The sequence below is a fragment of the Mesorhizobium sp. WSM4814 genome, assembly GCF_055811595.1.
In genome coordinates this window covers 165,137-189,176 of record NZ_JBVVQT010000008.1, presented here as the reverse complement: position 1 = coordinate 189,176, position 24,040 = coordinate 165,137, and the positions used below count along the sequence as shown (strand labels likewise).

The 24,040-nt window shown below is 63.3% G+C and carries 21 protein-coding genes; 12 read left to right on the top strand and 9 right to left on the bottom strand.

All coding sequences use genetic code 11. From position 1 onward, the window contains the following. The first annotated feature begins 16 nt into the window (after positions 1–16). The 4 genes from AC0L2V_RS15340 (at position 17) to AC0L2V_RS15325 (ending at position 7,926) form a co-directional block, all read left to right on the top strand. Positions 17–2,029 carry an acetyl-CoA carboxylase biotin carboxylase subunit gene (locus tag AC0L2V_RS15340; RefSeq protein ID WP_091597179.1) on the top strand — a complete coding sequence of 671 codons (2,013 nt, stop codon included), beginning with the start codon at positions 17–19 and terminating at the stop codon, positions 2,027–2,029. Between the two features lie 346 nt (positions 2,030–2,375). Continuing rightward, positions 2,376–5,903, top strand: a complete 3,528-nt coding sequence (gene dnaE, locus AC0L2V_RS15335; RefSeq protein ID WP_091597181.1) for a DNA polymerase III subunit alpha — start codon at positions 2,376–2,378, stop codon at positions 5,901–5,903. Positions 5,904–6,008: 105 nt separating this feature from the next. Continuing rightward, entirely contained in the window at positions 6,009–7,019 is a 1,011-nt protein-coding gene (locus AC0L2V_RS15330; RefSeq protein WP_473520526.1) for a methyltransferase, read from the top strand. A gap of 103 nt (positions 7,020–7,122) precedes the next feature. Next, a complete protein-coding gene (locus AC0L2V_RS15325) occupies positions 7,123–7,926 on the top strand; it encodes a potassium channel family protein (protein ID WP_091597187.1) in 804 nt (267 codons plus the stop codon). 103 nt (positions 7,927–8,029) lie between these two features. On the opposite strand, the gene AC0L2V_RS15320 is transcribed toward AC0L2V_RS15325, so the two are convergent. Then, the gene (locus tag AC0L2V_RS15320; RefSeq protein WP_091597190.1) at positions 8,030–8,911 is read right to left on the bottom strand and encodes a DMT family transporter; all 882 of its coding nucleotides are present in this window, start codon (positions 8,909–8,911) and stop codon (positions 8,030–8,032) included. Positions 8,912–9,065: 154 nt separating this feature from the next. Between AC0L2V_RS15320 and AC0L2V_RS15315 the strand changes: the two genes are divergently transcribed. Then, positions 9,066–9,572: a hypothetical protein gene (locus AC0L2V_RS15315; protein WP_091597193.1), complete on the top strand. Its 507-nt coding sequence runs from the start codon at positions 9,066–9,068 to the stop codon at positions 9,570–9,572. A gap of 198 nt (positions 9,573–9,770) precedes the next feature. Here the strand turns inward: AC0L2V_RS15315 and AC0L2V_RS15310 are convergent, their stop codons facing one another. Further along, the gene (locus AC0L2V_RS15310) at positions 9,771–11,099 is read right to left on the bottom strand and encodes a DNA polymerase IV (RefSeq protein WP_091593567.1); all 1,329 of its coding nucleotides are present in this window, start codon (positions 11,097–11,099) and stop codon (positions 9,771–9,773) included. Between the two features lie 68 nt (positions 11,100–11,167). Here AC0L2V_RS15310 and AC0L2V_RS15305 point away from each other — a divergent pair, with 68 nt between their 5' ends. The 3 genes from AC0L2V_RS15305 to AC0L2V_RS15295 all read left to right on the top strand — a co-directional run bounded on the left by AC0L2V_RS15305 (position 11,168) and on the right by AC0L2V_RS15295 (position 13,846). After that, positions 11,168–11,743 carry a GNAT family N-acetyltransferase gene (locus AC0L2V_RS15305; protein WP_473515708.1) on the top strand — a complete coding sequence of 192 codons (576 nt, stop codon included), beginning with the start codon at positions 11,168–11,170 and terminating at the stop codon, positions 11,741–11,743. Positions 11,744–11,866: 123 nt separating this feature from the next. Further along, complete coding sequence (locus AC0L2V_RS15300; protein ID WP_091593569.1) at positions 11,867–12,589, top strand: DUF6065 family protein; 723 nt, start codon at positions 11,867–11,869, stop codon at positions 12,587–12,589. A 741-nt stretch (positions 12,590–13,330) separates the two neighbouring features. Beyond that, the gene (locus AC0L2V_RS15295) at positions 13,331–13,846 is read left to right on the top strand and encodes a hypothetical protein (RefSeq protein ID WP_167366420.1); all 516 of its coding nucleotides are present in this window, start codon (positions 13,331–13,333) and stop codon (positions 13,844–13,846) included. Here the strand turns inward: AC0L2V_RS15295 and AC0L2V_RS15290 are convergent. Then, positions 13,806–14,597 carry an anti-sigma factor family protein gene (locus AC0L2V_RS15290; RefSeq protein ID WP_091593572.1) on the bottom strand — a complete coding sequence of 264 codons (792 nt, stop codon included), beginning with the start codon at positions 14,595–14,597 and terminating at the stop codon, positions 13,806–13,808. The genes AC0L2V_RS15295 and AC0L2V_RS15290 overlap by 41 nt on opposite strands. Then, a complete protein-coding gene (locus AC0L2V_RS15285; RefSeq protein WP_091593575.1) occupies positions 14,594–15,136 on the bottom strand; it encodes an RNA polymerase sigma factor in 543 nt (180 codons plus the stop codon). The genes AC0L2V_RS15290 and AC0L2V_RS15285 overlap by 4 nt, the downstream gene beginning before the upstream one ends. Before the next feature lie 101 nt (positions 15,137–15,237). On the opposite strand from AC0L2V_RS15285, the gene AC0L2V_RS15280 reads away from it, so the two are divergent. Then, on the top strand, positions 15,238–16,698 hold the full coding sequence (locus AC0L2V_RS15280) for a S8 family serine peptidase (RefSeq protein ID WP_236473603.1): 1,461 nt from the start codon (positions 15,238–15,240) through the stop codon (positions 16,696–16,698). 150 nt (positions 16,699–16,848) lie between these two features. After that, on the top strand, positions 16,849–18,342 hold the full coding sequence (locus tag AC0L2V_RS15275) for a hypothetical protein (RefSeq protein ID WP_091593578.1): 1,494 nt from the start codon (positions 16,849–16,851) through the stop codon (positions 18,340–18,342). A 24-nt stretch (positions 18,343–18,366) separates the two neighbouring features. On the opposite strand, the gene AC0L2V_RS15270 is transcribed toward AC0L2V_RS15275, so the two are convergent. Further along, complete coding sequence (locus tag AC0L2V_RS15270; RefSeq protein WP_091593580.1) at positions 18,367–18,666, bottom strand: DUF3572 domain-containing protein; 300 nt, start codon at positions 18,664–18,666, stop codon at positions 18,367–18,369. A 249-nt stretch (positions 18,667–18,915) separates the two neighbouring features. On the opposite strand from AC0L2V_RS15270, the gene AC0L2V_RS15265 reads away from it, so the two are divergent. Next, positions 18,916–19,272 (top strand): response regulator, encoded by a 357-nt coding sequence (locus AC0L2V_RS15265; protein WP_287247952.1) that lies wholly within the window; start codon positions 18,916–18,918, stop codon positions 19,270–19,272. A 33-nt stretch (positions 19,273–19,305) separates the two neighbouring features. Beyond that, the gene (locus AC0L2V_RS15260) at positions 19,306–20,679 is read left to right on the top strand and encodes a PleD family two-component system response regulator (protein WP_023801084.1); all 1,374 of its coding nucleotides are present in this window, start codon (positions 19,306–19,308) and stop codon (positions 20,677–20,679) included. A 392-nt stretch (positions 20,680–21,071) separates the two neighbouring features. Here AC0L2V_RS15260 and rpmG read toward each other — a convergent pair whose 3' ends face one another. The 4 genes from rpmG to AC0L2V_RS15240 form a co-directional block, all read right to left on the bottom strand. After that, positions 21,072–21,239: a 50S ribosomal protein L33 gene (gene rpmG / locus AC0L2V_RS15255; RefSeq protein ID WP_006201775.1), complete on the bottom strand. Its 168-nt coding sequence runs from the start codon at positions 21,237–21,239 to the stop codon at positions 21,072–21,074. Positions 21,240–21,482: 243 nt separating this feature from the next. Beyond that, positions 21,483–21,938, bottom strand: a complete 456-nt coding sequence (locus AC0L2V_RS15250; RefSeq protein WP_473520525.1) for a YqfO family protein — start codon at positions 21,936–21,938, stop codon at positions 21,483–21,485. 104 nt (positions 21,939–22,042) lie between these two features. Continuing rightward, positions 22,043–23,218, bottom strand: a complete 1,176-nt coding sequence (locus AC0L2V_RS15245) for an MFS transporter (RefSeq protein WP_091593587.1) — start codon at positions 23,216–23,218, stop codon at positions 22,043–22,045. 21 nt (positions 23,219–23,239) lie between these two features. Next, positions 23,240–23,974 (bottom strand): NUDIX hydrolase, encoded by a 735-nt coding sequence (locus tag AC0L2V_RS15240; protein WP_091593589.1) that lies wholly within the window; start codon positions 23,972–23,974, stop codon positions 23,240–23,242. Positions 23,975–24,040 lie beyond the last annotated feature (66 nt).

The window sequence follows — 24,040 nt, the reverse complement described above, 5'->3', positions numbered from 1 at the left end:
AGGGAACAAAACCCGCATGTTCACAAAAATCCTGATCGCCAATCGTGGCGAGATCGCCTGCCGCGTCATCAAGACGGCGCGCAAGATGGGCATCGCCACCGTCGCGGTCTTTTCGGACGCCGATCGTGACGCCGTGCATGTCGAGATGGCCGACGAGGCTGTCCATATCGGGCCTTCGCCGGCCTCACAAAGCTATCTGGTGCCGGAGAAGATCATCGCCGCCTGCAAGGCGACGGGTGCTGAAGCCGTGCACCCCGGCTACGGGTTTTTATCCGAACGCGCCTCCTTCTGTGAAGCGCTGGAGAACGAAGGCATCGTCTTCATCGGCCCGAAACCCGGAGCGATCAGGGCGATGGGCGACAAGATCGAATCGAAGAAATTCGCCAATGCAGCCAGGGTCAGCACGGTGCCCGGCTGGCTCGGCGTCATCGAGAATGCCGGTCATGCCGAGAAAATAGCCGGCGAGATCGGCTATCCCGTGATGATCAAGGCCTCGGCCGGCGGCGGCGGCAAGGGCATGCGCATCGCCTGGAGCAAGGCCGAGGTGCGCGACGGGTTCGACCGGGCGCGGTCGGAGGCCAAAAGCTCGTTCGGTGACGACCGCGTCTTCATCGAAAAGTTCGTGGTCGATCCGCGCCACATCGAGATCCAGGTGCTGGCCGACGCGCATGGCAATGCGCTTTATCTCGGCGAGCGCGAATGCTCGATCCAGCGCCGCAACCAGAAGGTCGTCGAAGAGGCGCCTTCACCTTTCCTCGACGCCAGGACCCGGAAAGCCATGGGCGAGCAGGCGGTGGCGCTGGCCAGCGCGGTCGACTACCAGAGCGCCGGCACGGTCGAGTTCATCGTAGATAGTGAAAAGAACTTCTATTTCCTTGAAATGAATACACGATTGCAGGTCGAGCATCCGGTGACCGAGCTCGTCACCGGCATTGACCTGGTCGAGCAGATGATCCGCATAGCAGCCGGCGAAAAGCTCGCCATCAAGCAAAGCGACGTCAAGCTGAACGGCTGGGCGGTGGAAAGCCGGCTCTACGCCGAGGACCCGTATCGCAATTTCCTGCCGTCGATCGGCCGGCTGACGAGATACCGGCCACCGCAAGAGGGACAGTTCGGCGACGTCGTCGTCCGCAACGATACCGGGGTTACCGAGGGTTCGGAAATCTCGATGTTCTATGACCCGATGGTCGCCAAGCTGTGCACCTGGGCGCCGACTCGGCTCGCGGCAATAGACGCCATGTCGGAAGCGCTCGACAGTTTTGTCGTCGACGGCATCGAGCACAACATGCCGTTCCTGGCAGCACTTATGCAGCATCCGCGCTGGCGGGAAGGGCGGATATCGACCGCCTTCATATCAGAGGAATATCCCGACGGCTTCGCGCCGATCGTGCCTGACAGCGAGGAAAAGGCCGTTCTCGCAGCGATCGCCGCCGCGGTCGAACTGCTGCGCCGCGACCGGCTCGACCGGCTCGGCGGGCGGCTGGCGCCGCATTCGGGTGTCCTGAAACGCGACTGGGTGATCAAGATCGGCAAGGACTATCTTTCAGCCTCGGTGCTCGAAGGCATGATCTCCATTCCGATGGAGCTCGGTCTGTCGATCGACGGCGGCAAGGCGCTGACGGTAGCCTCCGACTGGCGTCCGGGCGATCTCGTCTGGCGCGGCATGGTCGGCGACCGAAGGATCGCTGCGCAGGTCAGGCCGGTGCTGAACGGGCTTCGCGTCGCCTGGAAAGGCATGTCGGTGAGCGCACGCGCCATGCTGCCGCGCACCGCCGAACTCGAAAGGCTGATGCCGGAAAAAGTGGCGCCGGATACGTCGAAGATGTTGCTCTGCCCGATGCCCGGCCTTGTCGTGTCGATCGCCGTTGCCGAAGGGCAGGAGGTCAAGGCCGGCGAGACGCTGGCGGTCGTCGAGGCGATGAAGATGGAAAACGTGCTGCGCGCCGAGCGCGATCTCACCGTGTCGAAACTCAAGGCAAAACCGGGCGACAGTCTCGCCGTCGACGCGGTGATCATGGAATTTGCGTGAGGCTGAAAAATCATGCTCGACGCCGGTCTGGGACTTTGGAGATTGGCGAAAGCCGCGATGACGGCCAATCTCCCCCCTTGCGGGGGAGATGTCCGGCAGGACAGAGGGGGGTGTGAAGGATCGCGAACTCTCGATTTAGTTCATTCCCACTGGAACGAGCCTGGGGGCGTGATACCGCTTGGTTGACAGGCCGGAGGGACAGCACCCCCCTCTGCCCTGCCGGGCATCTCCCCCGCAAGGGGGGAGATCGGCAGCTTCGCCGACGGCGCCTGTCGCTGGACTCGCATCGTCCGGTGCCGGACAATACATCCTCATCGACTGAGTCCTCTCAAACGGCGATAAAAAAATGGCGAATGAGACACTTCCCCGCGATCCGTTGCGGCGCGAGGCCTTTGTGAAGGCGTCGCGGCCGGAAGCGCCGGCGCGGCCGTTCATTCATCTGCGCGTGCATTCGGCCTATTCGCTGCTCGAAGGCGCCTTGCAACTGGGCACGGTTGTCGGCCATGCGGTCAAAGATGACGCCCCGGCCATTGCCGTCACCGACACCAACAATCTGTTCGGCGCGCTCGAATTTGCGCAAAAGGCGGTGAAGGAGGGCATCCAGCCGATCATCGGCTGCCAGACCGCTCTCGCTTTTTCCGGTGAAGCCAGCGACAGCCAGCGCGACCGCAGGCGGCAAGGTCCGGAAATGCGGCCGGTGGTTTTGATCGCGGCGACCGAGGCCGGCTACAGCAATCTGGTCAGGCTGGTCAGCCGGGTCTATCTGGAAACGCCGCCCGGCGAGGCCGTGCATCTGACGACCGACATGCTGCAAGGCCATTGCGACGGCCTGATCTGTCTCAGCGGCGGCCCGCGCGGCCCGATCGGCAACGCGCTGAAAGAGGACCGCCGCGACCTCGCCGAGACGCGGCTTCTGGCGCTCAAGGCGCTGTTCGGCGACCGGCTCTATGTCGAGCTGGAACGGGTTTCCGGCTATGACCGGGCCATCGAGAAATCGTCAGTCGACCTCGCCTATATCAATGACTTGCCGCTGGTTGCCACCAACGAGGCGTTTTTCTCCTCGCGCGACGACTATGAGGCGCATGATGCGCTGATCGCCATCGCCGAAGGGTCGGTCGTCGCCGTCGACAATCGCCGGCGGCTGTCGCCCGACAATTTTCTGAGAAGCCAGGCCGAGATGGCGAGGCTGTTCGCCGATCTGCCGGAGGCGATCGACAACACCGTCGAGATCGCGCTGCGCTGCTCCTACTATCCCAAGACCCGCAACCCGATCCTGCCGCGCTTTGCCGGCGGCGATGTCGCCGACGCCGACGCGGCGGTGAAGGCGGAGGCGCAGGAGCTTGCCAGACAGGCGCATGAAGGACTGGAGGCGCGGCTCGCCGCGCACGGCCTGGCCCCTGGCTATACGGTCGAGCAATATCGCGAACGGCTGGAATTCGAGCTCGGCATCATCGAGAAGATGAAATTCCCCGGCTACTTCCTGATCGTCGCCGACTTCATCAAATGGGCGAAGGCGCAGGGCATTCCGGTCGGGCCGGGGCGCGGCTCGGGCGCCGGCTCGCTGGTCGCCTATTCGACGACCATCACCGACATCGATCCGCTGCGCTTCTCGCTGCTGTTCGAGCGCTTCCTCAATCCCGACCGCGTGTCGATGCCCGACTTCGACATCGATTTCTGCCAGGACCGGCGCGAGGAGGTCATCCGCTACGTCCAGCAGAAATACGGACGCGACCAGGTCGGCCAGATTATCACCTTCGGCACGCTGCAGGCCCGCGCGGTGCTGCGCGATGTCGGCCGCGTGCTGCAGATGCCCTATGGCCAAGTCGACAAGCTCAGCAAAATGGTGCCGTCGAACCCGGCCAATCCGGTCAAGCTCGCCGACGCCATCGCCAACGAGCCGCGCTTTGCCGAGGAGGCCGAGCGCGAGCCGATCGTGCAGACGCTGCTCGACATGGCGCAGAAGCTGGAAGGGCTCTACCGCCACGCCTCGACGCATGCCGCCGGCATCGTCATCGGCGACCGGCCGCTGTGGGAGCTGGTGCCGATGTACCGCGATCCGCGCTCGGACATGCCGGTCACCCAGTTCAACATGAAGTATGTCGAGCAGGCCGGCCTGGTGAAGTTCGACTTCCTCGGCCTGAAGACGCTGACGGTGCTGGAGACCGCGGTCAAGCTGATCCGCCGCCGCGGCATCGAGATCGATCTTGCCCACATTCCGCTCGACGACCCCGACACCTATGCCATGCTGTCACGCGGCGAAGTGGTCGGCGTGTTCCAGGTGGAAAGTGCCGGCATGCGCAAGGCGCTGATCGGCATGCGGCCCGACTGCATCGAGGACATCATTGCGCTGGTCGCGCTTTATCGGCCGGGCCCGATGGAGAACATCCCGACCTACAACGCCAGAAAGCACGGCGAGGAGGAGATGGCGTCGATCCATCCGAAGATCGACCATCTGGTGAAGGAGACGCAAGGCGTCATCGTCTACCAGGAACAGGTGATGCAGATCGCGCAGGAGCTTGCCGGCTATTCGCTGGGCGAAGCCGACCTGCTGCGCCGCGCCATGGGCAAGAAGATCCGCGCCGAAATGGACAAGCAGCGCGAGCGCTTCGTCTCGGGCGCGATCGAGCGCGGCGTCGGCAAGCCGCAAGCCGACTTCATCTTCGACCTGCTGGCTAAGTTCGCCGACTATGGTTTCAACAAGTCGCATGCCGCCGCCTATGCGGTCGTTTCCTACCAGACGGCCTATCTGAAGGCGCACTACCCGGTCGAATTCCTGGCCGCGTCGATGACGCTCGACATGGGCAACACCGATAAACTCGCCGATTTCCGCCAGGATGCGCTGCGCCTCGGTATCGATGTCGTGGCGCCGTCGGTGATATCAAGCTTCCGCGCCTTCGAAGTCGCGGAGAACCGGATCTTCTATTCGCTGGCCGCGCTCAAGGGCGTCGGCGACGCGGCGGTCGAGCATATCGTCGCCATGCGCGGCGAAAAACCGTTCAAGAACCTCGCCGATTTTTGCGAAAGGGTCGACCCGAAGATCGTCGGCAAGCGCGTCTTCGAAAGCCTGATCATGGCCGGCGCGCTCGACTGCTTCGGTCACGACCGCGCCGCGATGATGGCGGGCGTCGAGCGGATGATGGGGCTGGCGTCGCTTGCGCAGCAGAATGCAATGTCGGGCCAGCACGACATTTTCGGCGCCTCGCTCGGCGCGCAGTCGCAGGCGCTCAACCTGCCGGCGACCGACCCGTGGCTTGCCGCCGACCGCCTGCACCGTGAATTCCAGGTGGTCGGCTTCTATCTCTCGGCGCACCCGCTGGACGAATACAAGGCGGCGCTGCAGAAGATGCGGGTGCAGACCTGGGCCGAGTTCTCGGGCGCCGTCAAACGCGGCGCTGCCGCCGGGCGGCTTGCCGGGACGGTCACCACCAAGCAGGAGCGCAAGACGCGCACCGGCAACAAGATGGGCGTCGTGCAGTTCTCCGACACGTCGGGCCAGTATGAAGCCGTGCTGTTTTCCGAAGGTCTGGCGCAATATCGCGACCTGCTCGAGCCCGGCCGTTCGGTGGTGGTCACAGTTTCGGCCGAGGACAGGCCCGAAGGCGTCAATCTGCGCATCCAGACGGTGCAGTCGCTGGAGGACGAGGCAAGCCGCATCCAAAAAGCCTTGCGCATCTTTGTCAGGGATGACCGGCCGGCGTCGGCGATTCAATCGCAGCTTACCCAGCGCGGCGACAGCCTGGTGAGCATTATCGTCATCAAGGACGAGGGGCAGGGTGAGGTCGAGATCGAACTGCCCAACCGTTACCGCGTCTCGCCACAGATCGCCTCGGCCATGCGGGCGGTGCCGGGCGTGGTGGAGGTGGAGTTGGTGTGAGCTAACGACCGTATTCCGCCAGCCCGGTCGCATTGCCCGGTGACGATGCCGCTGGTATTGTGGGCTCGGCGGCCTGGGTCTTTTGGCGGCCGGGGGGAGTGCGTCATGGATGAGCGGGATGCCGCTGCCGAACTCCAGAAAATGGTCAATGGCTTCCAGGTATCTCAGGCGATATGCGTCGCCGCCACGCTGGGCATTGCAGACCATCTCAAGGACGGAAAACGCACCAGCGGCGAACTGGCCGTGCTGACCAATACCCATCCGCAGGCGCTCTACCGGCTGCTGCGCGCCCTTGCGTCGGCCGGCGTGTTCCATGAAGCGGAAGACCGGTCCTTCTCGCTGACCCCGGTTGGCGGCGCGTTGCGATCCGACGTTCAGCATTCGGTCGCGTCGTGGGCAATTCTGGCCGGACGGCCGTATTTCCGTCAGGCATGGAGCGATCTGCTGCACAGTGTCAGCACCGGCGAAAACGCCTTTCGCCACGCTTATGGCAAGGGCGTTTGGGAATACCGGGCAGAGCATCCGGAAGAGTCCGTCGTTTTCGACCGGGCGATGACGGCGATGTCGCGTGGCGTCGCCGGCGCGGTGCTCGCGGCCTATGACTTCCGGCGGTTCTCTGTCGTTATGGATGTAGGCGGCGGGCAGGGCGCGCTGCTTGCCGAAATCCTCCGCCGCAATCCCGGCCAGCGCGGCATTCTATTCGATCAGCCGCAGGTCGTGGCGAAGGCCGGCCCGGTCTTTGACGCTGCGGCTGTGGCTGATCGCTACGACATCGTCGCCGGCGATTTCTTCGTCTCGGTGCCCGAAGGAGCCGATGCGATTGTGCTTAAATGGATCTTGCATGACTGGGACGACGACACAAACACCCGGATCCTGAAAACCTGCCGCCGGGCGATTCGCCCGGAAGGCAAACTGCTGGTGCTCGAGAGCATTCTGGGGCCGCCCAATGAAGGCGCCGTCGCAAAATTCGGCGATCTGAACATGCTGGTCATGCCGGGCGGGCAGGAGCGCACGGCGGAAGAATTCAGGTTGCTGCTTGCGGCGTCGGATTTTCGGGTCGCCAATATCGTTGAAGCCGGACCTCGCATCAGCATCATCGAGGCGGAACCGGTCTGATTGCTTTCCGGGCCTGGAACGCTGCGGATGTTCTCAAGCCACAGTGGCTTCCCCCTGCTCTGCCCACTGGACGGCTGTCGCAGCGAGCGTTATCGCAGTTGTCATGAAGGCGCCGAAAAGGGACGGAGTGCAGGATTTTTCAGCCTTGACGCGGCTGCGCGACACATTGCGCAAACTCTATCACGGGCGCACGCCTGCGGCTTTCCGGTTTCAGCTGGCGGCTGTTATCATCGACCTTGCCATCATCGCCTTCTTCATCGCCACACCGGTGATCCAGGACTCGTCCTCGTTCCTCTGGCTCGATTATTCAGTGGCAGCGCTTGTCGCCGCCGACATGATTGCCCGGCTGCTTGCGTCAAACGACATGCTGCGCCTGATGAAGCAGCCGACGTCGTGGGTCGACGGCTTCATCCTGCTGACGCTGCTGATGCCTTCGGCGCTGGCCAATTTGGGTTTTCTTCGCATATTGCGGCTGTGGTCGCTGTCGCGCAGCGGCGCGCTGTGGCGGTTTTTCGAGATGCGCGGCCTCAAAAAATGGCGCGAGGCAAGCCATGCAGTCATCAATCTCCTGACATTCCTGTTTGTCGTCACCGGTTTCGTCTACACCTTCTTCTTCCGCACCGGGGCCGGTCTCGAAGGCTATGTCGATGCGCTGTATTTCACCGTCGCCACGGTGACCACGACCGGCTTCGGCGACATCGTCCTGCCGGGAATAGCCGGCAAGCTCACCGCGATCGTCACCATGATCATCGGCATATCGCTGTTCGTCAGGCTGGCACAGGCGCTCTTCCGTCCCAACAAGGTCTTCTTCCCGTGCCCGCAATGCGGCCTTCAGCGGCATGAAGCCGACGCCGTCCACTGCAAGGCCTGCGGGCATCTCCTCAACATACCCGACGAAGGCGACTGAAATGCGAGGCTAAGCGCGGTTTTGTGGAAACAAAACCGCGCGGTAGCTCTTTGCTTTGACGCATTTTGTCGGACGCCAAACGAAGCCGTTTGGCTGCAAAATGCTAAGACGCTGCCACTTCCGCTGGTTTGGTCGCCTTTTTCTGCAGATTAAGCAGATTGCCCAGCAGGATCAGCAAGGCGCCGCCGGCGGTGAAGGCGTCGATCTGCTCCTGATACAGCAGCCAGCCGATCAGCGCCGACAGCGGCACGCGCAAAAAGTCCATCGGCGAGATGACGGTGGCGTCGGCATAGGCGAGTGCACGCGCCATGCAGAAATGCGACGACATGCCGGTGAAGGCGATCAGCAGGATCCACGGCCACAGTTCGAGCGGCGGGTTGCGCCATTCGTAGAGCGCCGGGACAAGGCCGAGCACGGACTGGATGACCAGCATCCAGAAGATGATGGACACGACGCTGTCCGTCCGCGTCAGCGATTTGACCAGGACCACGGATATGCCGAAGCAGACCGCGGCACCCAGCACGACAACATGTCCCGGATCGACCGAGCCGACGCCCGGGCGGACGATGATCAGCACACCGATCAGCCCGAGCACGATCGCTGCAAGTCTGGGCCGGCTTAGTCTTTCACCAAGAAAGCCGACCGCCAGAATGGCCGTCCAGATCGGCGTCGTGAATTCGATGGAGATCAGCACGGCCAGCGGGATCAATGTCAAGGCGTAGAGCCATGCCGCCTGGCCGACAAAATGGACGACGTTGCGGGCGATATGGGCGGTGGGGCGTATGCTGCGCATCGCCGCAAAACCGCCTGACATCATCACCAGCGGCAGGAGGATGAACAGGCCGATCACCGAGCGCAGCTCCAGCACCTGGAAGACATTGAGCTCGGCCGTCGTGGCGCGGCCGGCGACCGACATCGTCAGAAACGATGCGATCGACAGCGCCATCCAGAACGCAGCCTTGGGGATCGAGGGCGAGGGTGCCATGCGCGCTATGTCGCAAGTCGGGACTTTCACCGCAACCGCTAGTCGACGCATTCGGCTGGGCCAGAGCGGCGCGTTGCAAAACGGTCATGCTGAAGGCGGAACCTGCCGTCACGGCGAGCGTTGGTCCAACAGCCAGATCAAGGGGAGAGATCCAATGAAATCATGTGCACGATTTGCACTTGCCGGCTGCCTGGCGGCTGCCGCCGGCGCGGCTCATGCCGATGAGGCCGATTTTCTTCGCTCGTTCGAGGGGAATTTTGCCGGCAAGGGCACCGTCAAGGTAACCACCGAGGCGCCGACGGTGAACGTCTCCTGCCGCTTCAATTCCGACGCGACATCGAGTTCCTTGTCGCTGGACGGCACCTGCCGCGGTCTCGTCGTGGTGACGCGCGCCATCAGTGCCGATCTGAGGTCCAGCGGGACGAAGTACACCGGCACCTATGTCGGATCCCGCACCGGACCGGCGCAGCTCAGCGGCAGGCGCTCGGGCAATGCGATCAATCTCGGCATCCGCTGGGCGAAGGAGGTCAACGGCGATCGTACCGCGCAAATGACCGTCGAGAAAAACGGCGAGGACGGCATGCGGCTGACCGTTATCGACGTCGACCCAAAAACCGGCGAGCGCGTGACGACCAGCCGGATCGATCTGCGACGCACCTGAAGCGCGGTCTTGCCTTCTCCCCTTGTGGGAGAAGGTGGATCGGCGCGCAGCGCCGAGACGGTTGAGGGGTGTTGGACGGAGTGCCGGCGTTGCCAAGCTGGAACACCCCTCATCCGGCCGCTTCGCGGCCACCTTCTCCCACAAGGGGAGAAGGGGAAGCCAATCTCGGTTCGGGGTCATGCTTAGCTCAAACTAAAACTAGTCCTCGATCGGCTCGGGCGGGTGGGCATTGCGGCCCTTGCCGAAGGTGTAGCCGGTCTCCACCGCCCTGCGGCCGAACTTGTCGCGCAGCGTGTCGATCGCGCCTTCGGCCATGGCACGCTTGCGTGACTGGATATCGACGAGGTCGGGCGGATCGGCCTTTTCGTCCTTCGAGAGGTCGCTGACGCCGATGCCGAGCAGCCGGTATCTGGTGCCGTCCGCCTCCTTGCGCAGCAGCTCGAGCCCGGTCGAGAAAATGCGGTCGGCCAGCCGTGTCGGGTCGCCGAGCTGCCGGTTGCGCGTGCGGGTCTTGAAATCCTGCGTCTTCAGCTTCAGCACGACGGTGCGCCCGGCAATGCCGGACTTCTTCAGCCGCCCCGAGACTTTTTCCGACAGCGCTCTCAGCACCGAAACCAGTTGCTCGGGGGAGGCGATGTCGGTGTCGAAAGTGGTCTCTGCCGAGACGCTTTTCGCATCCTGGTCGGGGTGAACGCGGCGGTCGTCCTCGCCGCGTGAAAGATGGTACAGCCGGTCGCCCATCACGCCGTAGCGGCGCATCAGGTCGCCGCGCTCCATGCGCTGCAACTGGCCGATGGTGCGGATGCCGTCGCGCTCAAGCGTGGCGGCGAAGGCTTTTCCCACCCCCCAGATCAGCGTCACCGGCTGCTCGGCCAGGAAGCCGGTCGCCTCGGCCTCGCCGATCACCGAAAAGCCGCGCGGCTTGCGAAAGTCCGACGCCACCTTGGCCAGGAACTTGCAGTAGGAAAGGCCTGATGAAACGGTGATGCCGATCTCCTTCTCCACCTCGAGCGCGAAGCGTGCCAGCACCACCGCCGGCGGCAAGCCATGCAGGCGCTCGGTGCCGGCAAGGTCCAGAAACGCTTCGTCGATGGAGATCGGCTCGACCAGCGGCGTCAGCGCCTGCATCATGGCGCGCACCTCGCGGCCGACGCGACCATATTTTTCCATGTTAGGCGGGATGACGACCGCTTCCGGACAGGCTTCGAGCGCCTTGAACATCGGCATCGCCGAGCGCACCCCGTGGATGCGGGCGATGTAGCAAGCGGTGGAGACGACGCCGCGCTTGCCGCCGCCGATGATCAACGGCCGGTCCTTCAGCGCCGGGTTGTCGCGCTTTTCGACCGCCGCATAAAACGCGTCGCAGTCGATGTGGGCGAGATGCAGCCGGTAGAGCTCCGGATGGCGGGCCAGCCGTGGACTGCCGCAGCGCTCACAGCGCCGTACCGCACCGCGCTGAAAGGTCAGGCAGTCGCGGCAAAAACCGTGATCGGGATTGTTGACAGGAACCGCCATCGCTGCGAACATAAAGAGAACAAAAGCAATGGTACGTCAGGACGGACGCCACGACAAGGCGGTGGGCCGGGAGAGAGTTCGTGAATACGACCATAGCGCCGCTGGTGCCCGAGCTTTGGGCGGATTTTGAAGATCTTTTCGGTAAGCAGGGTGCCTGCTACGGCTGTTGGTGCACGCATTTCCGGCTGTCGCCGGCCGCGCGCCGCGCCAGCAACCGGGAACGCAACAAGGACCACATCAAGGCGCGGATCGAGGCCGGGCCGCCACCGGGCGTGCTGGCGTTCGAGGATGGCAAGGCGGTCGGCTGGATGCAGATCGGCCCGCGCGCCGACGTGCCCGAATGGAACAACAAGGGCAGGGGGTCGGCGCCGGTCGATCCCGCCGACGCCACCGATCCGGGCGTCTGGGCGATTTCCTGCTTCTTCATCCGCGTCAAGGCGCGCGGCAGGGGCGTGACGCACCGGCTGGTCGAAGGGGGGATCGAATTTGCTCGCCAGAATGGCGCGCGGCTGGTCGAGGCATGTCCGATCGACCTGTCGAGAGATTCGCGTTCGATCGGGCTGTTCGTCGGCTCGTCGCGGGTCTTCGAGAAAGCCGGTTTCGAGAGGCTGGTCGAGCGCAAGGCGGGCCGGCCGCTGATGCGATTGGTGCTTTAGACAACGCTGCTGTGCGCGCCGCGGCGACCGAACTATCGTAGTCGGCCTGCATATCAGACGCCCATCCGGGAATAAATCCGGCTGCGGCCCGTTCCTCCTCGGATTTTTCCATGGAGGCCATCGATGTTTCATTTTTCCCAGACTTCTCAGAAGACCTCTCGCTCGATCCGGTTTGCCTGTCGGCCGGAAGATCATGGCGTCATCGCGCCGCCAGTGGCGGCCAAGACGGTCCTGCCGGACTGGTTCCGCAAACTGCCGCCGGTCGATGCGCAGCAAGCCTCGGCCACCAACAATGGCCTGACCGTCAAGCGCTGCATGCCGTTTCTCGACGCGATGACAACCGGCTGGATCCTGCCGCTCGCGGCGACCGTCCGCCTTGAGGTCAAGGATGGCGGCAGCGCCGTCGATGCCGGCTGGGAGTTCGACAGGGTGATGGTGAGCAATCATGGCGCCCATCAGGTCGCCGGCAATCCGAAGGAACCGGCACCGCCATGCAAGTTTCACAATTACTGGTCGATCCGTACCCCGCCGGGCTGGAGTTGTCTGTTCCTGCCGCCGCTCAATCGGCCGGCTCAGCCTTTTGAATGCGTCGCCGGCATCGTCGATACCGACACCTACGCAGCCCACATCCATTTTCCGTTCTTTGCGACGGCGCCGGATGGCCTCTACGTCATCGAAAAGGGAACGCCGCTGGTCCAGGTCATACCGTTTCGCCGCGAAGATGCGGCGCTCAAGGCCGAGATCCAGGCGGAGACCGGAGCCGAGGCGACCGAGCGCGAAACGGTCTACCGCAACACGATTGCCAGCGAAGGCTGGTATCGCAAATGGGCCCGCGCGGCCCGCTAGACTTTTTCTGGAGAAGAATACGAAAACGGGGCCGCTAGGCCCCGTTTCCTTGTGGATTGCCAAGCGCGGATGATTTTCAAGTCGAAGCGAACCGTCGCTCTGTCTTGACGCATCGGGGGCGGTCGGCAGCGAACGTGCACAATCCCTTTCAGCCGAATCGCAGACTTTTGAGATTGGCCGAAAACACCCCTCCCTCGTCATCCTAGGGCGAAGCGACGCAGACCCCTGGGATACATACCGTTACCTTGGAGCGCTGCTGCGGTGCAGAACCTTTGATCGCCGAGGGACAGCGCCCCCCTCTGTCCTGCCGGACATCTCCCCCACAAGGAGGGAGATTGGCCTTCATCACTGATTTCGCCAACCACCAGCGTTGCAAAAAGAATGCTGTCCGCGAAGCTGCCAATCTCCCCCCAAGTGGGGGAGATGTCCGGCAGGACAGAGGGGGGCGCGAAGGATCGCTACAGAGCGCTTTTATTCTGCATTCTTCGGCGGATGTCACGGAATGGATCCCAGGGTCTGCACCGCGTCGCTTCGCTCCTTGCTCCACCCTAAGATTACGAACTCGTGGTGGCCTATGCCAATCGCCAGCGAATGCGAAACGGGGGCCGGCTGGCCCCCGTTTGTCTTTCGATAGTTTAGAGCGGCGGACACAAGTCGAAGCGCGCCGCCGCTCTATCGTCCGGCCTATGTCAACGCCGCCAGTTGCGCGACCAGCCGCGATCCGAACCGTTCGAGTTCGAGTTGGAGGAACTGTTCGACGATGAGTTCGAATTCGAGTTGCTCGAGGAATTGGAGCTGGAGTTCGAAGACGAGTTCGAATTCGAATTGCTCGACGAATTAGAGCTGGAATTCGACGAACCGTTGGACGACGAATTGGAGCTCGAATTTGAAGAGCTGTTGCCAGCGACGATGAAGGAACCGTCGCTTTGGCTGGACATTGCCGCCGGCGGACGCTCGGTTTCCGGCGCCCCCGCGGGAGACTCCTTCGCCTGCGCCGTGGTGCTCGCGAGCGCTGCCATTCCTGCGACCAGTGTCGACTTGAGCTTCCAGTGTCTTGTCATGGTAGTTACTCCTTGTTTCAGACCGGACCGGCAGTTGCGGCCCGGCGGAGTAACGGGCGATCGCCGGCTTTATTCCATTCAAAGAAAGTTGGATTCCATTTCAGAGCAAGCCGGGCCAGAGCAAGCGGGGTCAGAGCAGCCGGGCCGTCGCAGTTTCACTTCCGGTCCTTCTGACGGATCTCGTCCAGCGCTTTGACTTCCTCCTCGGCTGACATCGGAGCGCCTGCTTCGATCGCCGAAAGATAGGCGTCGAGGGCTTCGGTCGACGAGGCCGGGGCATAGCCTCCGGCGTCGCCCGGCGCCACGACCGCGAAGCTGACGCGCCATTCGTCGCCGGAACGGCAGGCGACCGACATCACCGTGGAGCGGTCCTGCGAGTCGACCTCGAATTCGCGGCACAAATCCTGCGAATCGTTACGGAACGTAGCGATGGCCCGAAACCGGTCGCTGATCCCGGCGAGCTTGATCTCCTTGCCGGACTCGACCGTTTCAAGGGCCTGGGCCAGGCCCGGCCTGATGACGCCGGCAACCCACAAGCCGCCCTGCGTGCGTTCGTTGCTGCCTGCTGCCCAATAGCCGGCGAGCCCGCCGCCAATTGCCGCCGCGAGAGAGGCGGCAATTGGCAGCATCCATCGAGACCTCGAAGCAGGCCCTGCCAAGCGCCTGTTGCCGAAGGGCAGTATCGATGCCGTCGCCGCTTTCTCGCCGGCACGCCTGGCCTCGATCATCTGCTCGACGGCCGCGACAAGTTTTTCGGGAACCGGCTCGTCGAGCAGCGGCTTCAGCGCGGCCTGCGCCTGCGCTCTGGTTTCGATGAACACAGCAATCCTGGCCACCAGACGGTCGTCCGTTTCCATCGCCTGCTCGATCCTGGCGACCATGTCCGGATCAAGCTCACCGTCGGCGAACCGCATCAGGATTTCGTCCGAAAAAGTCTCTTCGGTCATTTTGCAGCCCCTTTTGTGACCGGAGAACGGGTGGGCGCCGAAGTTATTCCAGTCGCCTCCGCCAGATTCCTCCTCGCCCGGGCCAGCCTGCTCATCACCGTCCCGATCGGCACGGCAAGGACTTCCGCGGCCTCCTTGTAGGAAAGCTCTTCGACACAGACCAGAAGCAGCACGTCGCGCTGGTCGGCGGCGAGATCGCCTATGGCTTGCGCCACGCTGTTCAGCGCCAGCCGCGCCTCCATCTCGCGCTCACCGGAAACGCCGGCGATGTCATGGCGCCCGTCGATATCGTCCTGCGGGCCGGCGACCTTGCGCTTGCGGATGTCGTCGATCCACAGGTTTCTCAGGATCGTGAACATCCACGCGTCGAAGCGCGTCCCTGGCTCGAAACGCTGCTCGTTGGCGAGCGCCCGTTCGCAGGCGCGCTGGACAAGATCGTCCGCGATGTCGCGGGACCGGCACAGCGCAATCGCGAACCGGCGCAGATTCGGCAGAAAAGCGACAAGCTGATCTTGGACGCGGTCGGCTTTTTCCGGCATGTTGCTCCAGGTTCTGGAATAAAGCGGCCCCGCGCCCGTTCCTCGCAAGGCTAGCTTATTGCCAGACAGCTCCGCTAGCCTCGCGATGTTGAAAATCGGCGATGGCCGGAAATGTGAGGGAGACCATGCGCGCCACCTCCTGGTTGAGACCAAAAGCCCTGCTGCTTTTCTGGGTCGCCGTCGCATTGCTCGTCGATCCTCAGGCGCCGGGCGGCCAGCTCGCGCTCGGCGAGTTCGGACCAAGATCGGCGTTGGCCGATGACGACGGTGGCGGTGACGATGGTGGCGACGATGGCGGTGGTGATGACGGCGGTCAGTCCGGCGCTTCGCCCGGTGGCTCGCGAACGACGTCCAGCCGATCGACCGGCCCGAACCTGTTTCGCGCGCTGACGGATCGGTTTCTTCCGCGCCCGCCAAGGCGCAGCGGCAGGCGCGCGCAACGGCCAGCCGCCCCTTTGCCGTCTCGGGTACCGGGCCAGATCGTGGCGACCGGGCTGAGTTCGGCTGAGATCGGTCGGCTTCAGGCAACCGGCTTCACCGTACTGGACCGTGCCGACATTCAGCTTCTTGGATCGGAGCTGATTCGGCTGCGCATTCCACCCAACATGCCGCTGGAGGCTGCGCGCGATCTTGTCATCGATGCCGCTCCGCAGTCGACGGCAGATTTCGTGCATTACTACCGGCCGGGACAGGAAGCTGAATGTGCCGGGCCGCACTGCGCCGCCGCGGGCCTGATCGGCTGGCCGGCCGGTAGCGGACTGCCAGCCGGCTGCGGTGGCAATGTCACGATCGGCCTTATCGACACCGCGATCAATCCTGCGCATGACGCCTTCTCGAAAGGCCGGGTCGAAGTTCTTCGCCTGTCGGACGACGGCGTTCCCGAGTCCGGCCGCCAGCACGGCACCGCCGTCGCGGCCCTGCTTGTCGGCGGCGCCGACAGCCGTACTCCCGGCCTGCTGCCGCACGCCAGGCTCATCGCGGTCGATGCGTTTCATCGGGGCGATCGCCAGGATGACCGCTCGGACGCCTACGATCTGCTTCGCGCGCTCGATCTTCTTTCGGCGCGCGGCGTGCAGGTGACGAATATGAGCCTGTCGGGTCCTGCGAATGCGCTTCTCGAGCAGGTTGTCCGAAGACTCTCCGAACGCGGCATGGTGATCGTCGCCGCCGCCGGCAATGGCGGCCCAAAAGCCGGGCCTGCCTATCCGGCGGCCTATGCTGAAGTGATCGCGGTGACGGCGGTCGACCGCATGAAACGCCCATACAGGCGCGCCGGCCGCGGCGAGCATATCGACCTGGCCGCTCCCGGCGTCCAAGTGTGGACGGCCGCGTCGGTCAGCGGCGCACGGCCGAAGACCGGCACCTCCTTCGCGGCGCCCTTCGTCACCGCAGCCGCTGCCTTGATGAAATCGGCAAACAGCAACGCCACCGCAGCCGACATTCAAGACGCGCTCGGCAAGTCGGCGGAAGATCTCGGCGCGCCGGGCAAGGACGACGTCTTCGGCTGGGGCCTGCTCAATGCCAGCGCCGCTTGCCTCGTCACGTCGAAGAAGGCGACCTGAAGCTCCACTGTCGATGCCGGAGGATAGCGCGGAGGGCGAAGGCTGGTTATAGACCGGCTTCCAGCCCCAACGAGGGGATTGCACCCCAACGGTTTCCGATTACGGTTGCGGCTGGAGTTTTTACCACAGAAACAGCAACGGAGATTCTGCGTGAATCGTGTTCTGCCGGCCGTCTTTGTCCTCGCGCTCAGCGCGCCTGCCTTCGGCCAGACCGTCGACGGCGAGGGTGCCAAGCAGCTCTCCGAAAATCTGTCCCGCTATTTCGGCAGCAAGGCGATCGACAGCGGCTTCCTGAAGGTTTCGGTGGAAGGCGACGCCTATAAACTCGCCGTCGACTTCAAACCTGTCGTCGACCTGCTGGCGGCGCAGAATTCCTTCAAGTTCGACTTCAGCCCCTACGCATTGCTCGTCAAGCCAGGCAGCAACGGGACATGGAGCGTCTCGGCGGACGTGTCGCAAAGCGGGTCCTTCGAGTTCAAGGGGCCAGAGGGCCCGCAGAGCATGGAGTTCTCGATTACAAACGGCAAGTTTTCCGGCGTCTACGATCCCGAACTCGCGGCTTTCACCAGCGCCACACAGTCGATAGCCGGGATGACGATGAATTCCCGGGACGCCGTGCAGCGCGCCAAGGTGAGCACCGGCGCCGGTACGGCCACCATGAACGCAAGCAAAGCTGTGAATGGCGGCGTGGATTTTACCGCAACGCAGTCGCTCGCCGATTTCGCCGAAGCGCTCGACTTTGACGATCCCAAGAGCGGGCTGAAATTCCCGCTCACGATCAAATCGCCAAAGCTGTCGGTGAACGCGACCGGCAAAGGCGTGCGGACCAGGCCGCTTCTCGATCTGCTGGCATTTGCCGTCGCCAATGAAGACGAGGCCAGACTGAAGGCCAACCAGGCGCAGCTCAAATCGCTGCTGCTCGCCGCGCTGCCGCTGTGGGAGCGGATCGACGGAACCTACGGGTTCAAGGATCTCACCGTCGAAAGCCCAGTCGGGCTTTTCGGGGCGACTGAGCTGGACACAGGCTTCGGGACCGACGGCATCGCCCAGAACGGAGCAATCAACTACTCGATCAGGGCCGCGGGACTGAAGATCCCTGACAATCTCGCGCCCGCCTGGAGCACGGCGCTGCTGCCGACCGATGTCAATCTGAGTTTCGGCGGCGCCAATATCGATCTCGACAGCATGGCGAAAAAGGCGATCGAAGCCTTTGATCTGAACAAGAATCCACCGCTGCCGGCCGACTTCGGCGACACCTTGACCGCTGATTTCATGGCCAAGATGCCGAAATTTGTCATCGGCCACAGCACGGTGAAAAACGGCGATATGGAAATCGCGATGGAAGGCGAGATGACGTTCGCCGGCATGAAGCCGGAGGCCAATGTGACCATCGATATCGCAGGCTATGACAGGATCGTGGAAAGCCTGCAGGCGGCGGCGAAGTCGGAGCCGGAAGCCGCGCAATATGTGCCGGTGGCGCTTGCGATCAAGGGATTCGGCAAGACGCTGCCGGACGGCCGCATCGAATGGGTCGTCAACGGCAAGCCGGACGGTTCGGTCACCGTCAATGGTGTCATGGTGAAGCCGGCCGATCCGGTTGCGAATGATGAAGGCGACGACGGCGAAGAAGAAGCGACGCCGTAGGCGTTTTGGCGATCCGATCGTCGCTTATATCGAATGCTCATGGTCGTCGTCGCCAAGCGGCAGCGCCCGTAGCGCCTTGCCGACGGAAGCCGGCGGCGTGCTGGTTTCCGCCGCGAACCGCATGAGCGTCGGCTCGTGGGCGAGGATGAACTGCAGCACGCCGGCCAGGAATCCCGGCTCGCCGGCGGCCTGGCGGATCGAATGCGCCTCGATGCCGGTGATCGCCAGGAAGCGGGGCAGAAGTTCCGGATCGGCGGCGACGAAGCCCAATGCCTTGACGGCAATGGTTTCCGCTTCCTCGCGCATTGACCCTGGGTTTGCCATCACTACCTTCTTGTGGGTTGAATGAGTCTGTTTTTGGCAGTAATCGCAAGCGTCGCCTGCGGCAAGCCATCTGTCTCTGCAATGCGGAGTTCGCGGTGAAATCCGAAGCTTTTCCGGCAGCCGGTTTCCGTTTCGTCAATTATCTCGCGGTAGAGTTGAGCAGGGTTTGGTGCGTACCGGCGAGGGCGCATGGCGGCATCCTTCGAGCGGAAGGCAGGCCGGGACGGGAATTTGATGCCTAAGAAGGTCATGATCGTCGAGGACAACGAGCTCAACATGAAGCTCTTTCGCGACCTCATTGAAGCGAGCGGTTACGAGACGGTACGCACGCGCAACGGTCTGGAAGCGCTGGATCTGGCGCGACTGCACAAGCCGGACCTCATTTTGATGGACATCCAGCTGCCCGAAGTGTCGGGGCTGGAAGTGACCAAATGGCTGAAGGAGGACGACGACCTCCATGTCATCCCGGTCATTGCCGTCACCGCATTCGCGATGAAAGGCGATGAGGAGCGTATCCGCCAGGGTGGCTGCGAAGCCTATATTTCCAAGCCGATCTCGGTGCCGCGTTTCATCGAAACCATCAAATCCTACCTGGGCGACGCCTGATGCGCCCTTCCAGCCGAGCCGGAGCTTTATGAGATGACTGCACGGATCCTCGTCGTCGACGACATCCCTGCCAATGTCAGGTTGCTCGAGGTCCGGCTGCTTGCCGAATATTTCGAGGTGCTGACCGCCACCAACGGGCCGGACGCGATCGAGACCTGTGAAAACGGCAAGGTCGATGTCGTATTGCTCGACGTGATGATGCCTGACATGGACGGGTTCGAAGTCTGCCGCCGGCTGAAGAGCGATCCGGCGACGTCGCACATCCCGGTTGTTATGATCACCGCGCTCGACCAGGTTTCGGACCGGGTGCGCGGCCTCGAGGCCGGTGCGGACGATTTTCTGACCAAGCCGGTCAACGATCTGCAGTTGATGACCCGCGTCAAAAGCCTGGTCCGGCTGAAGACTTTGACCGATGAGCTGCGCCTGCGCGCCTCGACCACGCGCAATATCGGCATCGAGGAGCTGTTGAGCCGCAACTTCGCGTCCGCGGACACCACGCCGAAGGTTCTGCTGATCGACGAGCGCAAATCCTCCATTGAGCGCGTCCAGAAGATGCTGCGCAGCAGCGCCGACCTCGACATCGCCACCGATCCGCATGCCGGCTTCTTCCAGGCCGCCGAGACGCCCTATGAATGCGTGATGATCTCGACGGGTTTTGCCGATTTCGATCCGCTCAGGCTCTGCTCGCAACTGCGTTCGCTCGATCGCACCCGTTTCGTGCCGATCATCCTTTTGGCGGAGCAGGGTGAGGAGGGACGCATCGTCCGCGGCCTCGAGCTTGGCATCAACGATTATCTGATGCGTCCGATCGACCAGCATGAATTGACCGCGCGGCTGCGCACGCAGGTGCGCCGCAAGCGCTACAACGACCAGTTGCGCGCCAGCGTCACCCAGACCATCGAGATGGCGGTGACCGACCCGCTGACGGGATTGCACAATCGCCGTTACCTCGACAGCCATCTGCAGACACTGTTCGACCGCGCCGTGGCGCGGCGGCGGCCGCTGTCGGTGATGATCACCGATCTCGACCGCTTCAAGACCGTCAACGACACGCATGGCCATGACGGCGGCGACGAGGTGCTGCGCGAATTCGCGCGGCGGCTGCGCAAGAATGTGCGCGGCATCGATCTCGCCTGCCGCTTCGGTGGCGAGGAGTTCGTCGTGGTGATGCCGGACACGGACGGCGCCGTCGCCGAAAAGGTGGCGGAGCGGATTCGCGCCGAAATCGCCCAGATGCCGTTTGCCGTCGGTCAGGACGGCAAGACGATCGAGGTTACCGTCAGCGTCGGCGTGTCGTCGGTGCTGAAGGGTGTCGACTCGGTTGCCGGGCTGATGAAGCGGGCCGACCTCGCGCTCTACGAAGCCAAGAGCGCCGGCCGCAACCGGGTCGTCGCCAAGGCGGCGTAAAAGTCCGATTATCCTGTCAATGTGACAGGGTTACGAATTTACCTTAACGCAAGCGATTCGCCGGGCTTGGTTAAGAAATTGTTGATTTTCGCAGGCTGTTGCGCAAATGTGCAGGCCGATGACGGGACCGGCGCGAGGGCAGATCGCCGGATCGATCCGAAGAATACCCCATGATTCAGGTCCGCCGCATCTCCTGGGTCCGTGGGGTCGGCCGGCCGGCGCTGGCACATAGTGGCCTCCTCGTACCGCTGCCAAACGCCGGCCGGCCCCCATTCTCAAAATAACATCAAGTCTCTGCGCCAAGCATTGGAAATTCTGGACTTTTCGAGCTTTGAAAACAAAAAAGCCGCCCACGGGGCGGCGTTTTTGTCTAGGCAGGAAAGCAGATTAGATTACTTGATCTTGGTTTCCTTGAACTCGACGTGCTTCTTGGCGACCGGATCGTATTTGCGGAACGACAGCTTGTCGGTCTTGGTGCGGCTGTTCTTGCTGGTGACGTAGAAGAAACCGGTGTCGGCGGTCGACAGAAGCTTGATCTTGATGTTTGCGGCTTTGGCCATTGTATCAGTCCATTATGTTCGTGGAGTCTTGGCCGCTGGAGCACGGGAAAACACCCGGACGCGGGAAACTTGGCGCGACACATAAACAACGCGCCCGGAAAGTCAACCCTGTGAGGCGACCTCTTCCTTCTCCCCTTGTGGGAGAAGGTGGATCGGCGCGTAGCGCCGAGACGGAAGAGGGGTGTTGGACGGAGTGCTGTCGGTGCCAAGCCGGAGCTCCCCTCATCCGGCCGCGTTCCGATTCTACGCATCTTCTTTAACTGGAGCGGCCTTCTTCCAGTCTCCCGTGGTGTTCCACCAGCGGTTCGGGTTCGAGCGGTCGTCCAATCCCTTGGATCGGCTGGCGAGGATCGGCTGGATGCGGATCACCGGCTCCTGATAGGTGTGGACCTGGAAGATCGCCTCGACGATGCGGGCGGCCAACGCCTGGTCGTCGGGCAGCTCGAACGACACTTCCACCGTGCCATGCCGTCGGCGCAATTCGGTCTCGGCGCCGGCGGCAGCACCTTCGAGCGCCCGGTAGCGCTCGATGCCGTGCGCCGACTGGTAGGCATTGCTGTCGTATTTGCCCGTGGTGAGCGGGGCGATCGCGACCACCGCTTCCATGATACGGTCGACATCGGAAGCCGGCGCCTGGAAGGTCACAAGCAGCAGCAATTCCATCCGCAGCGATTTCGTTTCAAACCCGGAGTCGATCATGGCGGCATCCTCAAATTCGTGGCGTGTTGCTGACAATCTACCCAGGTGCTGCTGACACGGTTATGTCAGCAGCCTTGCGCCACCTGAGGCATCGATCGGGTCTTTTACAGGATTTTTCGGATGAGCCTGGCGCCGACCAGCGCGATATAGAAGGCGAAGAACAAGCCGAGCGCCCAGCCGAAACCGGAGGGGCCGAAAAGGTCCATGCCGATGCCGATCGCCTGCGGGCCGAGCACCATGCCGACACCGTAGCAGAGCACGAATGCAGCGTTGGCCGAGGCCAGGTCGTGGCCGGAAAGCTGCGAGCCGAGATGGGCCAGGCCGATCGTGTACATGGCCGCGACGACGCCGCCCCAGACGAACAGAAGCGCCGCCATCAGATGCCAGTTCTGCGCGAAGTGCGGCATGAAGATGGTGCCGGCAAGCCCGATGGTTGCACAGGCCAGAAGCAGATAACGGCGGTCGTTGACCCGGTCGCTGATCATGCCGAGCGGGATCTGCAACAGCACGTTGCCGAGGCCGATCATGGTGAGCAGCAGGGCGGCATCGGCCTCGGAGTAGCCGATACGATTGCCATAGACGGGGAACAGCGCAAAGCCACCGGTCTCGACCGCGCCGAACACCAGCACCGCAGCTGTCGCTGTCGGCACCAGCCAGATGTAGCGCAGGAAGTTGCTGGTTTCGCCGTTGGAGACGATCGTCGGGCTCTCGTTGCGGGCCGCCAGAACTGGAATGGCGGCCAGCGTCACTAGCGCCATGATGACGCCGAAGGGCAGGAAGCCAGCGCTGCCGAGTTGGGCGAACAGCCACGGCCCGGCGGCAAAGCCGAGCGACAGCACGGTGGCGTAGATGCCGAGGACGAGACCGCGCCGGTGCGGCGGCGCCGATGTGCTGATCCAGAATTCCGACAGGATGAAAAGCACCGTCAGCGCGATGTGCAGCAGGACGCGCAGCGGAAACCACATCCAGAAGTCCGGTGCGAAATGGAAGCCGACAAAGGCCAGCACTCCGGTGGCGATCATGGCGAGCATCGTCCTGGCGACGCCGAACCGCATCGCCAGCGGGGTGGCGAGCGGTGCGCCGGCGATCGAGGCGAGGCCGGCGACAGCGGTGTTGAAGCCGATCATCGACGCCGAATGGCCACGCGTTTCGAGAATGACGCTGAGCAGCGGCATGCCGAGGCCGATGGCGATGCCGACGACGCTGATCGACGAGATCGCCGCGATCATCGGCAGCCAATGGACGCGTTCTTCGACCTCTTGCTGGGTATCGACTGTCATGGGATGTGAATGCTCTATGCTCTAAAGAATTTCGCGAACGAAGCGATTGCCGACAAGCCGGTAGAATGGCACGGAACCACCGGGGCGCAGCAGCGGATCGTCGACGAGCCGCTTTTCCAGCTCCCCCAGGATGGCCCTGGTGATGTCGGGCACATCAGCTTCTCTGGCCTTGGCGAGCGGCAGCCAGACCAGTTCCTCCAGCTCGTTGGTCGGGCCGCCGTCCAGCAGCTCCACGGCGACGTCTTCGCGCCAGGCGCTGAAGAAGCGCGTGTCGAAGCGCCGCACCCGGTTTGGCGGGGTGATGGCGCGCGCGATGAAGCGCAGCGCTTCCAGCGACGGTCTTACGCCGTGCTCGGCAAAACCCTGCCAATCGCGTCTGGTCGTGGCGAAGGCGCCCTTCTGGCCGATCAGCAGGCCGGCTTCTTCATAGGTCTCGCGAATCGCCGACAGGGCGATGGCGCGGGCACGGGCCGGGCTGGTGCGGCCGACGCCGGCGGTCAGCCTCGCCTGTTCCTCAGGGTGCAGCGCTGTGGCAACGGGAATTCGGCTGTCGGCCGGATCGGTGCGGCCACCGGGAAAGACGAATTTCCCCGGCATGAAGGCGTGACGGGCGTGGCGCCTGCCCATCAGCACCAGGAACTCGGCGCCCCTGCGGTCGAGCAGGATCAGCGTCGCGGCGTCGCGGGGGCGTATAGGCCTGGCGTCGAGCGCGATCGGCTCAACCTTGTCGACTTCCGCCTTGGTCATAACGTCCATGCGCACGACCTAGCGGAATCTTCTTCGATGCGAAAGTGGCGTCCAGCCATGCCGATTTGCGCCAGC